Origin of the sequence: Nocardia rhizosphaerae (assembly GCF_042650365.1) — a bacterium.
Lineage (GTDB): Bacteria > Actinomycetota > Actinomycetes > Mycobacteriales > Mycobacteriaceae > Nocardia > Nocardia rhizosphaerae.
The window spans coordinates 595102-609074 of the sequence record NZ_JBHSBA010000015.1 but is presented as its reverse complement, the minus strand read 5'-3'; the positions used below and the strand labels follow the sequence as shown (position 1 = coordinate 609074).

The window sequence follows — 13973 nt, the reverse complement described above, 5'->3', positions numbered from 1 at the left end:
GCGCCCACCACTTCCGCGCGGCCCACCTCAGAGCCGGTCGGCGTACTCCAGCAGCATCTCGCGCGAGCGATCGGGCCGGACGGCCTGCACACTGAGCTGGTCCATCACCGACAGGTACAGCGCCAGATCCTGCCTGCGCTCGAGGTAGAGCGCACTGGTCAGCTGTTCGAGATAGACGATGTCGGGCAGCTCGGGCTCGGCGAACCGCAGGATACTGAACGAACTGCCCGCGGCGGCGGGCACACCCGCCGCGAACGGCAGTACCTGCACCGTGACATGCGGCAGGTCCGCAAGCTCGGCCAGGTAGTGCAGCTGTCTTCGGTGTACGTCGCGGCCACCGATCGGGCGGTGCAGGACTGCCTCGTCGATGATCGCCCAGACCACCGGCGGATCGATCCGGTGCAAGACGTCCTGGCGCAGCTGGCGGACCTGGACACGGCGCTCGGTATCGGCGTCGTCGAGGCCGAGCGTGACAATGGCCCTGGTGTACTCCGGCGTCTGCAGCAGACCGGGCACCAGCTGGGCCTCGTAGGTGCGGATCTGGCTGGCGGCCTGCTCGAGCCCGAGGTAGGTGCTGAACCACGACGGCAGCAGGTCGCTGTAGCGGTGCCACCAGCCCGGTTCGCTCGCCTGCCTGGCCAGCTCGAAGAACGACTCACGCTCTACGGTGTCGTGCACACCGTAGAGCGTGAGCAGGTCCCGGATATCGCGTTCCTTGAAGCCGGTGCGTCCCAGTTCGAGCCGGCTGATCTTGGCGTGTGAGCCACGGATCGCCTCGCCCGCGGCCTCACGGGTGATGCCTTTGCTCTCGCGCAGTTTGCGCAACTGGCCACCGAGGGCGATTCGCAGCACGGTAGGGCCACGGTCGACAACGGGTTGCACGCGACCGATCTCGTCGGGTTCAGCCGTCATGGACCGTGATATTACCGATCACGACGTCAGGTAGTCGAACTCTCCGGCCTTCGCGCCGCGGATGAAGGCGTCGATCTCGGGGCGGGTGTAGAAGATGACCGAGCCCTGCGGGTCGCGCGAGTTGCGCACGGCCACCGAACCGTCCGACGCCTCGGCCACCTCCACGCAGTTGCCACTGGGGTTGCTGAACGTACTCTTGCGCCACACACCGGTGGCGGGGCGTTCACGCTGATCATGGTGCATTCCGGACACGCAGCACTCCTCGATATCGAATGTCGACCATCGGTACGAAAGTTGCAGATGTGCGCGCAGATGTTCTTGCATCTGCACGGTTCGCCCGGGACATTAACACGGTTCACCACACCGCGCACCGGTCGGTACTTACCCGACGACACGATCGGGAGCCGACCTCGACCAGAGCCGTCCAGCCCCCTGAATTCCGAAGCGCCACAACCTCTTCTACGGTGCGACACGCCCGAACCGAGTGTGCAGATGTGCTTGCATCTGCAAAAGAACGCACCGTAGACTCGGGCAGCAAGATCACGGAAGGAACGTCGGCGGAGCGCGTCGAGCCGGCCTTCCACTCACCGGATACGAGGGGCTGCCGATGAGCACGTCGTTTCGCACACCCCACCGGGTCACGGCCGCGACCACGGGCCTCGAGGTCTCGCGTCACCCCGGCGCCTACGGCACACCGTCGAGCTCGTGCAACGACGAGCCGCACGCCCTCACCTACCGGCAGGCCCGCGAAATGCTCACCCAGCACGACGTGCACGGTCCGCAGTGCAGGCAGTGGCTGGCCGCAGCTGCCTACCTCTCGGCCGGGCTGGACGACGAGTAACCGGTTGTAACGTCTTCGTGCTGGTCACCGTACCCGGGTCCGGGCATTCTGGACCACAACGGTCGGGTGCGGATACAGGTGAGCGGCACATGCGGATAGCGGAAATCCTGCGGAACAAAGGTACGGCGGTGACCACGGTGCCCCCTGGCACCACGGTCCGGGCGCTGCTCACGGTGCTGGCCGAGCGCAATATCGGCGCCGTGCTCGTCTCCTCGGACGGGGCGTCCATCAGCGGCATCGTCTCCGAACGCGATGTGGTCCGCCACCTCGACCGGCACGGCGCCGAGCTGCTCGACCGCCCGGTCACCGAGATCATGACCGAACGGGTGCGCACCTGCGCCCCCGACGACCATGTCGCCTCGCTGCACGCGGTGATGACCGAGCACCGGATCCGGCACATGCCGGTGGTCGACGGTGGTCGGCTCGTCGGCATCGTCAGCATCGGCGACGTGGTGAAGAGCGAGATCACCGAACTCGCCACCGAACGCGGCCACCTGGTCGACTATCTGCAGGGCAGGTACTGACCGCGGGCCGAAAATCGTTGCCCGCGCGTATCGTTGATCTGGTGCACCCTCTCCGGCCCGAGCTCGCCGCCGTCCCGGTGACCACGCACGCGCCCACCCCGGTCCCCGCGTCGGTGCGCGACCGGTTCCCCGCGCTGGCCGATCCGGCGGTGGTGTATCTCGACAGTGCCGCCACCACACAGAAGCCACAGGCGGTGATCACCGCCGTCACCGCCTATCACTCCGCGCAGACCGCCAACGCCGGCCGGGGCACCTACGGCTGGGCCACCGCGCTGGCCGCGCGGATCGAGGCGATCCGTGGCAGGGCCGCCGGATTCGTCGGCGCGGAGTACCCGGACGAGATCGTCTTCACCAGCGGGGCGACGGCCGCGCTCGGCGCGATCGCGCACAGCTGGGGAACGGCCCAGCTCGCCGACGGGGACGAGATCCTCTACAGCCCGGCCGACCACGCCGCCAATGTGCTGCCGTGGCATCACCTGCGCGACACCATGGCCCGCTTCGGGCACCGGATCGTGCTGCGTCCCTACCGCACGACGGCGGCAGGCGAGGCCGACGTCGCCGACATCCTGGCCGCCGTGGGGCCGCGGACCCGGCTGATCACCACGAGCCACCTGCATCATGTCTACGGTGGCCTGACCACGCTGGCGGAGCTGCGCGGCCGGATCGATCCGGCGATCCTGCTGTGTTTCGACTGTTCGCAGAGCGGCGGTCACCTGCCGGTCGATGTCCGCGACCTCGGCGCGGACTTCGCGGTGTTCGCCGGGCACAAGATGTTCGCGGCGCCGGGCGTCGGGCTGCTCTACTGCCACCGGCGGGTGCACGATCGGCTGCGGCCGTTCCTGCCCGGCGGGAACTCCGGGGTACGGGTCGGTGCCGACGGGCTGGTCGGGTCGGGAATGCCGCGGCTACTGGAAGGCGGTACCGCCAACATTCCCGGTATCCTCTCGCTGGCACCGGCTTTCGACCTGCTCGACGAGCTGGATCCGACCGCGGTCGCCGCGCACAACCGCGAGCTCACCCTGCGGCTCATCGCCCGGCTGCGCCCGGTACCCGGACTCGAATTCCTGCCGGGACCCGCACACGCGGGCCGTGCCGTCGGGTACGGGATCGTCTCGTTCACCCTGGACGGGATCAGCGCCGCCGACCTCGGTTTCGTCCTGGCCGATGCCGGGTTCCTGGTCCGCACCGGGGCGCACTGTGTGCCATCGGCCGAGGCCGGGGCCGGCTCGGTCCGGGTGAGCACCCACCTCTACAACACCCTCGACGAGATCGACCGGTTCGCCGCCTACCTGACCCGCATCGCGGGGTCGTGAACACTCCCCTGTCACCGAAACCGAGGAGCATCCATGGGCACCGTTTCCACGCAGCCGTACGATCGCCGCGCCGCGTCCCGGGTACTGGCCGGGCTGGCCGCGCCCGGGCTCTTCGCCGACACCGAGCCGCAGGCGCCGACCCGGATCGCGGTGCGCGCCACCCCGTTGCGGCCGGAACCAGGCAGCGCGCTGACCCAGTCGCAGCGGATGTATCTCGAACGATTCATGCGGCCGTGCCGACCCGAACAGGTGACCAGCGCGACCCATCGCCTCACCTGGACCGACAGCGCGGGCATCCCCAACACCGGGTACTACCACACCGAGGGCGCCGGTCCCGAGCTCGCAGTGCTGGCCAGGGAGACCGTGCTGACGCTGTGGCGAGCGCTGGCCGGCTCCGGCGTGCCGGAACGGTCGGCGGCGCTGTCCGAGCGTGACCGCGCGGTGCTCGCCGCCACGACCACCGACCACGAGCCGCCCGAGATCTTCCGGGTCGGCGTCGAGGCGGCGGGACGAGCACTGACCCAACACGGCCTGATCGCCGGCGACACCCCATACCGCGACATCGTCGAATTCGCCAGGGGGATGCGGGATTCCGGCATCTTCGCGGCAGTGGCGACCCGCTGGTTCTGGGAGCTACAGGCCTCGACCTACCGGCGCGGCATGATCCCGGTGCGGCTGGTCACCCAGCCCGACGGCAGTGTGCGCTACTCCCCCGATTCGATCGCGCTCCTGCGAGCCATGAAGGACGCCACGCTCGCCGACGCCGAGGCGGTGATGCACCGCGCCACCACCGAGGAGGGCATGGACGTAGCGGCCGCCGTGGCCAGGTACCACGACGATCTGGACCTGATCTCGCGGCAGTACGCCCTGTTGCCCACCGGAACCAGGCCTGCCTGCCTCGCGGCCACACCGCAGACGGTCGACGGGAAGGCGGTGCACGTGCTGGCGACGGTGGTCGATCACTTCGTGACGACCTTCGCGGCGCTGGCGCCTACGGTGCGAGTGGTCGAGGATGCCACGGTCCTCGATCCAGGGGAGGGACAGGGGGACGACGGGGTGTTCTACGTGCCGGACATGAGTTGTCAGCATTGTGTCCGCACCATCACCGCGCTACTGACCTCGATGGACATACCGGTGCTCGGCATCGATCTGGCCGCCAAGCGGGTCGAGGCGAGGATCCGCAGCCCGCGCAACCGGTTCCGCGTGTTCGAGGCGCTGCGTGACGGCGGCTACAACCCGGTCGACCAGGCGGGCGCGCAGGCGCCGGGCGCGGCGGTGGGATGACCCCGCCCGCCGTCCCCGCCGCCGTGGCCCCGGTGGTCGCGGCGTTCCTCGCCGATCGCGGCGCCGTCGACGCGGCCCTGCGCCGTTTCGGCAGCCCGGTGCACCTGGTTTTCCCGCAGGTGTTCGACGCGAACCTGACCGCGCTGCGCACAGTGCTCGACGCGGCCGCACCGCGCTACCGGATCTGCTACGCGCACAAGGTGAATCGCTCCGGCGCCTTCGCTCGCGCGGCCGCGGCCGCGGGGATCGCCATCGATGTGGCCTCGGTGTGGGAATTGCGGGCAGCGCAAGCGGCCGGGTTCGCCGGCGACCGGATCGAGGTGACCGGGCCCAAGGGCGTGGCACTGCTGCGGGAGGCCGTGGCCGCGGGCGCGACGATCAACGTCGACAACCTGTGGGAGCTGGAGACGCTGGTCGCCATGGCCGGGCCGGATTCGCCGGTGCCGGTGCTGTTGCGGATCTCCGGATTCGCCGAGGGCGCCCCGAGCCGGTTCGGGATCGATCTCGGCGCTGCCGGTGCGGCGCTGGAGCTGCTCGTCCGGCACCGCGCCCGGCTGCGGCTGCTCGGCTTCGCCTTTCACCTCGACACCGCGGCCACCGCCGAACGGATCGGCGCGGTCACCGATTGCCTGCGCCTGATCGAACTGGCCTACACCAGGGAGCTGGCCCCGAGCGTTCTCGATATCGGGGGTGGCCTGCGCCAGGTGTTCACCGCCGACGCCACCGCCTACGACGCCTACGACGCGGCGCTGCGCGCCGGCCTGCGGGGCACCGGGCCCGCACTACAGTGGGGCGCGGCCACCTTCGGGTACCAGGTCTGCGGCGGCGCGATTCACGGCGGACCGGTTTACCACAAGTACGCCAACACCGAACCGGCCGCCGCGATCCTCGCCGACCTGCTCGCCACCCCGCTCCCGGGACACGGCGGACACACCATGGACCGGGTGCTGGCCGACAACCTGCTCGACCTGTGGCTGGAGCCGGGCAAGGCACTCGTCGATCAGGCCGGCATCACGATCGCCACGGTGGAATTCGTCAAGCAGGCGGGCAACGGCGCGACCCTGGTGCATCTGGACCTGAGCCGCGATACCGTCACCGCCGCCGACCAGGAGGTGCTCATCGACCCGATCGTGCTGTCGGCCACCGCGCGCGACGAACCTGTAGGGGTGTTCTTCGCGGGCAGACTGTGCCTGGAACGGGATCTGATCACCCAGCGGCAGGTGCGGCTCGACGGCGTGCCCGCGCCGGGCGATCGGGTGGTGTTCGCCAATACCGCCGCCTATCACATGGACCTGTCCGCGGCCATCGCCGGAATGCACCCGCTGCCCGCGAAAGTCGCGGTCTGCCGGGACGACAGCGGGTTCACGCTGTGCCCGGACGCGGACTACCGGCCCGACGGGGTGGTGGTGTGATGGTCTACCAGCACATCACCGAGCTGATCGGCAACACACCGCTGTTGCGGCTCGACCCGGCCGGGCACGGGCTCGACGGGGTCGAGCTGTACGCGAAACTGGAGTCGCACAACCCCTTCGGCTCGGTGAAGGACCGCGTCGCGCTCGCCATGATCGCCGACGACATCGACCGGGTCGCCGCGGACGGGCGGTCGTTCATCGAGGCCTCGAGCGGCAACACCGCCAAGGCGCTGCGCGTGCTCGGCGCACTGCACGGCATTCCGCTGCGCGCGGTGACGAACCGGATCAGGGTGGCCGAGGTCAAGCAGCTGCTGCAATTGCTCGGGACCGAGATCGTCGAGCTGCCGGGGCTCTCGGAATGCCCCGATCCGCACGCCGCCGACGATGTCTCGGCGGTCATCGCCCAGACGATCGGCCAGGCACCGGACCGCTGGTTCCACCCCTCGCAGTACACCAACGAACGCAATATCGAGACCCACCACGACGGGACAGGCACCGAGATCGCCGCCGACCTGGCCGCGGCGGGCATCACGCACCTGGATGTGCTCGTCGGCGGTCTCGGCACCACCGGCTCCACCCGTGGCACCGCCACCGCACTGCGCAAACACCATCCGGCGCTGCGCACCGTCGGGGTGGTGTCGGATCGTGACGATTTCATCCCCGGCATCCGCTCCGAACGCGAGATGTGGGAGGTCGGCCTGTTCCGGCCCGACTTCTACGACGAGATCGTCACCGTCGACTCCGCCGCCGCCATCGAGTCCACCCTCGCCCTCGCCCGCGCCTTCGGCGTGCTCGCCGGACCGACCAGCGGCGCGGGATACGCTGCCGCGCACCGCGTCCTGGCCGACACGCCGCGCCCGGCCGACCGGCCGCTGGTCGCGGTCCTGATCGTGTGCGACCGGCTCGAACCGTACCTGTCCTACTTCGCCAAACGCAGGCCCGACCTGTTCGGCGCGGCGGCCGCACCCGCACCGCCGGATCTGTCGGCGGCACCGACGCTGACCGCCGCCGAACTGGCCGACCTCGACCGCACCGGCAGGCCGACCGTGGTCGACACCCGCGGCGCCATGGCCTACCGGGTCGGGCACGTGCCTGGCGCGATCAATGTCCGCGACGACCAGCTCGACGACATGTTCGGCCAGGGCGTGCCGTTCCCGCGCTCGCGACCGGTGGTGTTCGTGTGCCCGGTCGGTGCGGCCTCGTTGCGGTTCGCCGCACTCGCCCACGGCGCGGGCTACGACGCGTTCAGTCTCGCCGGCGGCATCGTCGCCTGGCGCGATGCCGGCTATCCGCTCGAACGCGGCGGCTGATCAGGCAGGTACGCGCACGGCCCGGCGCGCCGGGGGCAGGGCGCGGCGCCTGCCCGCCGTCGCGAGCAAGGGTGCGAGCGGTCCGCGATAGCCGTCGGCGAGCAGCCCGACGACCGCGGTGAATCGCTCGACGAACCGGTGCGCGGTGTCTTCGTCGAACCGCGCGATCGGATACCGGAACGAGCCGTCGACACCGGCGGGCGCGCCGTGCCGATCGTAGTGCTCGGTGAGCCCGAATTCGAGATCGTGCTTGGCCCTGACCACCCCGGTCGGCAGGTCGGTGATCGACAAGCCGGGCGCCACCGCCGATTCCGGCTGCGGCGCCTCGGCCCGCTGCAGGATCAGCGTCGCCTGGAACAGCGGCAATGCCGGGTCCTGCAGCAGGCACCGCTTGAGCCGGGGATTCGGGGTGTCGGGATGGGCGTAGGCGGCCAGCGCCACCCGGCGCACCTGATCGAGCAGTTCGTCGACGTCGGCGGCGCGGTCGAGCCGCACGCGCATGAGCACGTCGTCGGCGAAGTTGCCGACCAGATCATCGAGCAGCCGGTGCCCCCGCCCGGACACCGCGGTGGCGACGGTGACATCGGCGCAGCGGGCGAACGCGCCGACGGTCACCGCGAACGCGGCCTGCAGGACCATGAACAGGCTCGCGCGCGCGTCCATGGCCAGCCTGAGCAGCCCCGCGTGGGCACCGCGATCGAAGGTGACCGGAATCAGCGCACCGGCGGCGGGGTCGACCGGCGGCGACTGTGGTTCGCGCGCGGGCAGATCCAGCAGCGCGGGCCGTCCGGCGAGCGCGTTGGCCCAGTAGCGCAGCTGATGGGTCGCCCGGCTCCACTCGTCGGAGAACTCACCGAGCTGGGCGTGCTTCCACAGGGTGTAGTCGGTGTAGCTGATCGGCAGCGGCGGCCACTGCGGGGTGGTTCCGGCACGGCAGGCCAGATAGGCCGTCACCAGGTCGCGCAGCAGTGGACCGAGCGAGCGGCCGTCGACCGAGATGTGGTGCACGACCAGCGCGAGCACCACCTCGTCAGGGCCGAGCACGAACACCCTTGCCCGCACCGGCAGGTCACGGGCGAGGTCGAACGGCCGCGCCGCCAGCTCGGCCACCAGCCCGCCGAGTTCGGCAGTGCTACAGGCCGATTCGGCCACATCGAGGTCGATCGTGTCCGGGTCGGCCACCCGCTGGGCCGGGCCGGCTTCGGTGAGCGGATAGCGGGTACGCAGCGGTTCGTGGCGCGCGACGACCTGGGCCAGCGCCGCACGCAGGACACCGGCGTCGACGGCGGCCCCGCGCAGCCGCACCGCCCTGGCCACGTTCCAGTCCGCGGACCTACCGAGCCGGGCGGCGTGCCACATCCGCTCCTGGGCGGGGGCGAGCGGCACGTGCGCCGGGCGGGGTTGCGGCGCGGGCGATACCAGCGGTGGCACGGCGGACCGGAAGGAACCGGTCGGCCCGCCGGATCGCCGCTGCGCCGTCAGCACGCCGCGACCGGCGCCGTATCCCCCCGACCTGATCCCCGACCCGGGGTCGAACACGCCTCGCAACCTCCACACCTGTGTGCCGAACAGATTCGAAACGCTAATGAGCGGATATGAACAATCAGTTACCGGATTGTGACCGGGCTCCGTCGGGTCGGCCGCGCCGAGAAGCGCGGGATCCGGCGTCTCGCCCTTTCCCGGAAAAACGCCCAAAAGCCGCGTTAGAGTGGCTCGGGGAAGCGGAGCGAGGAGCAGGTCGGTGTCCATCGGGAAATTGGTGTCGTTCGACGGGTCACGGGGTTTCGGGTTCATCCGGCCCGACGACGGCGGGCCCGATGTGTTCGTCCACGTCAACGACATCGGCCTCGACGAGGACGAGCTGCGCCAGGGCAGGATGTTCGAGTTCGAGGTCACCGAGGGCGATCGCGGCCCGAAGGCGATCAACCTGACCGCCGTAGGCCACCCGACGACCGCCCCCAAAGTCCGCAAGGAGCGGCCGGGCGGGCGGCTCGGTCCTGAGGAGATGCGCCGGCAGATCACCGAATTGCTGCTCGACGCGTCCCCCGCGCTCACCGCGGCCGAGATCATCACCATCCGCGACCGGTTCACCACCTTCGCCGACGAGCACGGCTGGCTCGACAGCTGACGGCGACACCGTGGCGCCGGGATCCGCACCCGTGTCGGTGGGGCGCCCTACGATCGATCCCGCACCGATGAATCCGGTGTGCTCGCGCCGTCGACACGGGTGAACCCACCCGCGAGGAGGATCGGATGGATCTACCGGTGCTGCCGCCCGTGCGCCCGATGCTGGCCAAGTCGACACCGTCGCTACCCCGCGACCCCGGCCTCAGCTACGAGCCCAAATGGGACGGCTTCCGCTGCATCGTGTTCCGCGACGGCGACGAGATCGAACTGGGTTCCCGCAACGACCGGCCGCTCACCCGGTACTTCCCCGAACTGGTCGAGCTGTTGCGCGCCGCACTGCCGCCCCGCTGCGTCGTCGACGGCGAGATCGTGGTGGTCACCGAGCACGGCCTCGATTTCGACACCTTGCAGCAGCGGCTGCACCCGGCGGCCTCGCGGGTCGACAAGCTGGCCGCCGAGACCCCGGCCAGCTTCGTCGCCTTCGATCTGCTCGCGGTCGGCGAGCGCGACCTGACCGGCGAGCCGTTCGGTACCCGCCGCGCCGAGCTGGAGAAGCTGCTCGACGCGGCACCGGGCCGGATCCATCTCACCCCGATCACCCAGGATCCCGCGGTGGCGCAGGACTGGTTCACCCGATTCGAGGGCGCGGGATTCGACGGGGTGATGGCCAAATCCGACGACCTGCCGTACCTGCAGGACAAGCGGGTGATGCTCAAGATCAAGCACGAGCGCACCGCCGACTGCGTGGTCGCGGGCTACCGGATGCACAAGGACGGCGAGGGCGTCGGCTCGCTGCTGCTCGGGTTGTTCGACGACGCGGGCAATCTGCACCACGTCGGAGTGGCGTCGAGTTTCACCGCGGCCAGGCGCAGGGAGCTGCTCGGCGAGCTGGCCCCGCTGCGGGAGAACGCCCTGGCCGACCACCCGTGGCGCGACTGGGCCGACGCCATGGCCCAGGCCACCGCCGGGGGCAAGATGCCGGGCGGGGTGAGCCGGTGGACCGGCGGCAAGGATCTGTCCTGGGAGCCGCTACGGCCCGAACTGGTGGCGGAAGTGCGCTACGAACACGTGCAGTCGGGGCGGTTCCGGCACGGCGGCAGGCTGGTGCGGTTCCGGTCCGACCGCACGCCGGACTCGTGCACCTACGCCCAGCTCGACGAGGTCGCCCCGGCCGAGCTGGATGCGATCTTCGGCGGCGCCCGATGAGCGCGGGCGCGGAGCTCGAGGTCGACGGCCGTACCCTGACGATCAGCAACCCCGACAAGGTCTACTTCAGCAAGCGGGGCGAGACCAAGCTCGACCTGGTGCGCTACTACCAGGCCGTCGCCGGACCGCTGCTCGACGTGATCGGTGGTCGACCGCTGTTGCTGGAACGGTATCCGGACGGCGCGTCGGGCAAGTCCTGGTTCCAGAAGCGGGTGCCCGCGTCGGCGCCGGACTGGCTGCGGACCGTGGAGGTGTCCACGCCCAACGGCACCACCAGCGACGCGCTTGTCGCCCACGATCTTTCCCACATCCTGTGGGCGGTCAACCAGGGCTGTCTCGGTTTTCACGTCTGGCCCAATCACGTCCCGGATCTGACCGTCGCCGACGAACTGCGCATCGACCTCGACCCTTCCCCTGGCATCGGTTTCGACGAGCTGCGCAGCGCCGCGGTACGCACCCGCGACCTGCTCGGCGAGCTCGGCATCGACAGCCGGATCAAGACCTCGGGGTCACGCGGGCTGCACATCTACGCCGCGCTGGCACCACGCTGGGACGGCTACCAGGTGCGGGCGGCCGCGGTCGCGCTGGCCAGGGAGCTCGAGCGCCGCTACCCCGAGGAGATCACCGCCCAGTGGTGGAAAGAGGAGCGCGGCACGCGGGTGTTCGTCGACTTCAATCAGAACGCGCCGCACAAGACCGTGTTCGGCGCCTGGTCCGTGCGCCCCAAGGTCGGCGGACAGGTCTCCACCCCGATCGCGTGGGCGGAGCTCGATGCCGTCGTCCCCGACGAACTCACCCTCGCCACCGTGCCTGCCAGGCTCGCCGCCGGCGGCGACCCGTGGGCCGACCGCACCCCGCAGTCCATCGAACCACTGCTGGCCATGTCGGAGCGCGATATGGCCGCAGGCCTCATGGACGCACCGTGGCCGCCGCAGTATCCGAAGATGCCCAACGAACCACCGCGCGTGCAGCCGAGCCGGGCCAAGAAGGGCGGCTGAGCTACTCGGTCGTCCAGGGCACCCAGGTGGTCGCGCCCTGGGTGCCCTCGCACACCAGGGCGCGATTCTCCGAGGTGCGGCCGGATTTGGCGACCGAGGGATCACAGCGGGCGCCCTCGGTGTAATAGGAGCCCGAGACCGTGAACGGGCCCGACCAGGTGTAGTCGCCGTCGACGCGCAGGCACAGCAGAGTGGCGCCGTCGGCGGCGACGCCGAGCAGGCCCACCCGGTCCGCCGCACACGGCGTGCCCTTCTCCACGACTCCGGTGGTGGCCGGGCTCACCACCGGGACGGTGCCGGTGGCCGTCGGCGCGCCCTGCGAGGGCACCGTGGTCGCCACCGAGGTGACCGTCGTCGCAGGTTCCTGCGCCAGCCTCGGCACGTCGAGGTCGAGACCGCCGAACAGGACGAGCCCGACGGTAGCGACCGCGGCGACCTCGGTGAGGCCGAGCAGCAGGGCGAAGGTCGCGATCCCGCGGCCACGCGGATGCCCGTACGCCAGCAGACCGAAGACGATGGCGATCGGGAACAGCAGGACCAGTGCGGCGGCGAGCGCGACCATCGCATACGGATTCACGCGCGGCCGGTCCCCGCCCCTTGACGCCTGCCCGCCGTCGTCCTCGCCGACCTGCGGCCACCGCTGCCCGTTCCAGCGCCGGTCGTCGCGCTCGTCCACGGGGTCGTCGTCCCATTCGTCGTACCGTGCCATCAACCCCGGGTCCCTCTCCGATCCCCCCGATGCGGAAACGAACATCATGCGGCACCGGGTTACGCGACGAGGATAGGGACTCGGGGCCCGTTGTTCAGGACAAACGGCAAACGCCCGCAGCGCGGGCCCGCGCCCGATCCAGGGGGATCGACACGGGTAACGAACCGGCAAACACCTTTGCCCGCCGACGCGATCCGGGTCCATGCTGGTCATCAAGCGGACCACAGCGCGCGTTCCGAGCCCGCGAGGAGAACCCGATGGCAGGCAGCACCACCCCCGCAGACCGTCCCGGCTGGCATGCCCAGGCCGGGGATCTACTCGCCGACGACTACAACGTGCCCGGCATCATCGCGTGCGCGATCGGCGTCATCGGCCTGGCCTGTGCGCTCGTCGCGGCAGGCTCCGGGCATGCCGGGTGGGCGGTGCTGGCCGGGATCGCCACCGCCGTCTTCCTGCTCGGCGGCATCGGCGGCCTCTGGTTCGAGCATCGACGCGAGGAGCAGATCGAGCTCGCCTACGGACGCAGCGGCCACGCGCCGGGCCATATCGGGCCACAGCGCTACAGCGTGCGCGAGATCGCGCTGCCGGATACCGGGCGGCGCAGCCTCAGCGCCTGACCGCGCGCGGTTCCACGCTCGGCATGGTCTCGGTGATCACGGTGAGCAGCGTGTCGGTCAGCAACCGGTGCACCTGATCGCGGGTGAGCGTGCCGCGGGTGATCCATTCGCGGCCCGCCACCTTGACCAGTCCCGCGTAGGCGAGGACCAGTGCGCGCAACTGTGCACTGTCTGCCATGTCGGCGCGGCCGATCATCATCAGCATGCGTTCGGCCGCGGCGTCATCGGCCTGATCGAGGATCTGCTGCACCTCGGGGTCGTCGCCGACGCCCTCGTGGCTGGTGACCTTCACCCAGGTGGTGCCGTGTTCGGCGATGGTGTCGAGCAGCCAGGTGACGATCGCGTCGACCCGCTCACCGGGGGTGCCTGCGGGAATGGCGACCTTGTCGGCCCGCGGCAGGGTGACCATGCGCCGCACCACCGCGAGATACAGATCGCGCTTGTTGCCGAAGTAGTGGTTGATCAGCCCGCGGGCCACGCCGGCGCGCTGGGCGAGTTCCGCAGTCGACACCGCCGCGTACGGGCGTTCCCCGAACATGTCGATGGCACAGGCCAGGATCTGCGCGCGTCGCTCGTCGGGTTCGAGCCTGCGCCGGCGCGGCGCGTCTGCGGTATCGCTGTCGAGCGGGGAAATCGGGCTGCTCCGTCGGGATCGGTGGCTGCCGCACGGTTGCGACGGCGGTCCACCACGATACCCAGCGGGTCGGCCGGGCGGCCAAT

The 13973-nt window shown here is 70.5% G+C and carries 15 protein-coding genes; 10 read left to right on the top strand and 5 right to left on the bottom strand.

Going from position 1 to position 13973, the window contains the following annotated elements; genetic code table 11:
- Positions 1-27 precede the first annotated feature (27 nt).
- Together ACFOW8_RS24985 and ACFOW8_RS24980 are read right to left on the bottom strand one after the other, a co-directional pair.
- Positions 28-912 (bottom strand): helix-turn-helix domain-containing protein, encoded by an 885-nt coding sequence (locus ACFOW8_RS24985; protein ID WP_378553914.1) that lies wholly within the window; start codon positions 910-912, stop codon positions 28-30.
- 18 nt (positions 913-930) lie between these two features.
- Complete coding sequence (locus tag ACFOW8_RS24980; protein WP_378554670.1) at positions 931-1155, bottom strand: DUF397 domain-containing protein; 225 nt, start codon at positions 1153-1155, stop codon at positions 931-933.
- Positions 1156-1519: 364 nt separating this feature from the next.
- Here ACFOW8_RS24980 and ACFOW8_RS24975 point away from each other — a divergent pair, with 364 nt between their 5' ends.
- The 6 genes from ACFOW8_RS24975 to ACFOW8_RS24950 all read left to right on the top strand — a co-directional run bounded on the left by ACFOW8_RS24975 (position 1520) and on the right by ACFOW8_RS24950 (position 7596).
- Positions 1520-1753 carry a hypothetical protein gene (locus tag ACFOW8_RS24975; protein ID WP_378553912.1) on the top strand — a complete coding sequence of 78 codons (234 nt, stop codon included), beginning with the start codon at positions 1520-1522 and terminating at the stop codon, positions 1751-1753.
- 89 nt (positions 1754-1842) lie between these two features.
- Entirely contained in the window at positions 1843-2277 is a 435-nt protein-coding gene (locus tag ACFOW8_RS24970) for a CBS domain-containing protein (protein ID WP_378553911.1), read from the top strand.
- A gap of 41 nt (positions 2278-2318) precedes the next feature.
- Entirely contained in the window at positions 2319-3590 is a 1272-nt protein-coding gene (locus tag ACFOW8_RS24965) for an aminotransferase class V-fold PLP-dependent enzyme (RefSeq protein ID WP_378553910.1), read from the top strand.
- A 33-nt stretch (positions 3591-3623) separates the two neighbouring features.
- On the top strand, positions 3624-4874 hold the full coding sequence (locus ACFOW8_RS24960) for a copper chaperone (protein ID WP_378553909.1): 1251 nt from the start codon (positions 3624-3626) through the stop codon (positions 4872-4874).
- A complete protein-coding gene (locus ACFOW8_RS24955; protein ID WP_378553908.1) occupies positions 4871-6286 on the top strand; it encodes a decarboxylase in 1416 nt (471 codons plus the stop codon). Before ACFOW8_RS24960 ends, ACFOW8_RS24955 begins: the two co-directional genes overlap by 4 nt.
- Positions 6286-7596: a pyridoxal-phosphate dependent enzyme gene (locus ACFOW8_RS24950; RefSeq protein WP_378553907.1), complete on the top strand. Its 1311-nt coding sequence runs from the start codon at positions 6286-6288 to the stop codon at positions 7594-7596. The genes ACFOW8_RS24955 and ACFOW8_RS24950 overlap by 1 nt, the downstream gene beginning before the upstream one ends.
- On the opposite strand, the gene ACFOW8_RS24945 is transcribed toward ACFOW8_RS24950, so the two are convergent.
- Positions 7597-9135 (bottom strand): condensation domain-containing protein, encoded by a 1539-nt coding sequence (locus ACFOW8_RS24945; RefSeq protein ID WP_378553906.1) that lies wholly within the window; start codon positions 9133-9135, stop codon positions 7597-7599.
- Between the two features lie 202 nt (positions 9136-9337).
- On the opposite strand from ACFOW8_RS24945, the gene ACFOW8_RS24940 reads away from it, so the two are divergent.
- The 3 genes from ACFOW8_RS24940 to ligD all read left to right on the top strand — a co-directional run bounded on the left by ACFOW8_RS24940 (position 9338) and on the right by ligD (position 11927).
- A complete protein-coding gene (locus tag ACFOW8_RS24940; RefSeq protein WP_378553905.1) occupies positions 9338-9724 on the top strand; it encodes a cold-shock protein in 387 nt (128 codons plus the stop codon).
- 125 nt (positions 9725-9849) lie between these two features.
- On the top strand, positions 9850-10929 hold the full coding sequence (locus ACFOW8_RS24935; RefSeq protein ID WP_378553904.1) for an ATP-dependent DNA ligase: 1080 nt from the start codon (positions 9850-9852) through the stop codon (positions 10927-10929).
- The gene (gene ligD, locus ACFOW8_RS24930) at positions 10926-11927 is read left to right on the top strand and encodes a non-homologous end-joining DNA ligase (RefSeq protein WP_378553903.1); all 1002 of its coding nucleotides are present in this window, start codon (positions 10926-10928) and stop codon (positions 11925-11927) included. Before ACFOW8_RS24935 ends, ligD begins: the two co-directional genes overlap by 4 nt.
- 1 nt (position 11928) lies before the next feature.
- Here the strand turns inward: ligD and ACFOW8_RS24925 are convergent, their stop codons facing one another.
- On the bottom strand, positions 11929-12636 hold the full coding sequence (locus tag ACFOW8_RS24925) for a hypothetical protein (RefSeq protein WP_378553902.1): 708 nt from the start codon (positions 12634-12636) through the stop codon (positions 11929-11931).
- A 257-nt stretch (positions 12637-12893) separates the two neighbouring features.
- Here ACFOW8_RS24925 and ACFOW8_RS24920 point away from each other — a divergent pair, with 257 nt between their 5' ends.
- Positions 12894-13253, top strand: coding sequence for a hypothetical protein (locus ACFOW8_RS24920; RefSeq protein ID WP_378553901.1), 360 nt, complete (start codon positions 12894-12896; stop codon positions 13251-13253).
- On the opposite strand, the gene ACFOW8_RS24915 is transcribed toward ACFOW8_RS24920, so the two are convergent.
- Positions 13243-13791, bottom strand: a complete 549-nt coding sequence (locus ACFOW8_RS24915; RefSeq protein WP_378553900.1) for a TetR/AcrR family transcriptional regulator — start codon at positions 13789-13791, stop codon at positions 13243-13245. The genes ACFOW8_RS24920 and ACFOW8_RS24915 overlap by 11 nt on opposite strands.
- Positions 13792-13973 lie beyond the last annotated feature (182 nt).

Bases quoted from the DNA above. Each gene is read 5' to 3' on its own strand.
- ACFOW8_RS24980 (WP_378554670.1), bottom strand. From the start codon at position 1,155: ATGCACCATGATCAGCGTGAACGCCCCGCCACCGGTGTGTGGCGCAAG.
- ACFOW8_RS24955 (WP_378553908.1), top strand. From the start codon at position 4,871: ATGACCCCGCCCGCCGTCCCCGCCGCCGTGGCCCCGGTGGTCGCGGCG.
- ACFOW8_RS24960 (WP_378553909.1), top strand. From the start codon at position 3,624: ATGGGCACCGTTTCCACGCAGCCGTACGATCGCCGCGCCGCGTCCCGG.
- ACFOW8_RS24975 (WP_378553912.1), top strand. From the start codon at position 1,520: ATGAGCACGTCGTTTCGCACACCCCACCGGGTCACGGCCGCGACCACG.
- ACFOW8_RS24925 (WP_378553902.1), bottom strand. From the start codon at position 12,636: ATGGCACGGTACGACGAATGGGACGACGACCCCGTGGACGAGCGCGAC.
- ACFOW8_RS24950 (WP_378553907.1), top strand. From the start codon at position 6,286: ATGGTCTACCAGCACATCACCGAGCTGATCGGCAACACACCGCTGTTG.
- ACFOW8_RS24935 (WP_378553904.1), top strand. From the start codon at position 9,850: ATGGATCTACCGGTGCTGCCGCCCGTGCGCCCGATGCTGGCCAAGTCG.
- ACFOW8_RS24915 (WP_378553900.1), bottom strand. From the start codon at position 13,791: ATGTTCGGGGAACGCCCGTACGCGGCGGTGTCGACTGCGGAACTCGCC.
- ligD (WP_378553903.1), top strand. From the start codon at position 10,926: ATGAGCGCGGGCGCGGAGCTCGAGGTCGACGGCCGTACCCTGACGATC.
- ACFOW8_RS24970 (WP_378553911.1), top strand. From the start codon at position 1,843: ATGCGGATAGCGGAAATCCTGCGGAACAAAGGTACGGCGGTGACCACG.
- ACFOW8_RS24920 (WP_378553901.1), top strand. From the start codon at position 12,894: ATGGCAGGCAGCACCACCCCCGCAGACCGTCCCGGCTGGCATGCCCAG.
- ACFOW8_RS24985 (WP_378553914.1), bottom strand. From the start codon at position 912: ATGACGGCTGAACCCGACGAGATCGGTCGCGTGCAACCCGTTGTCGAC.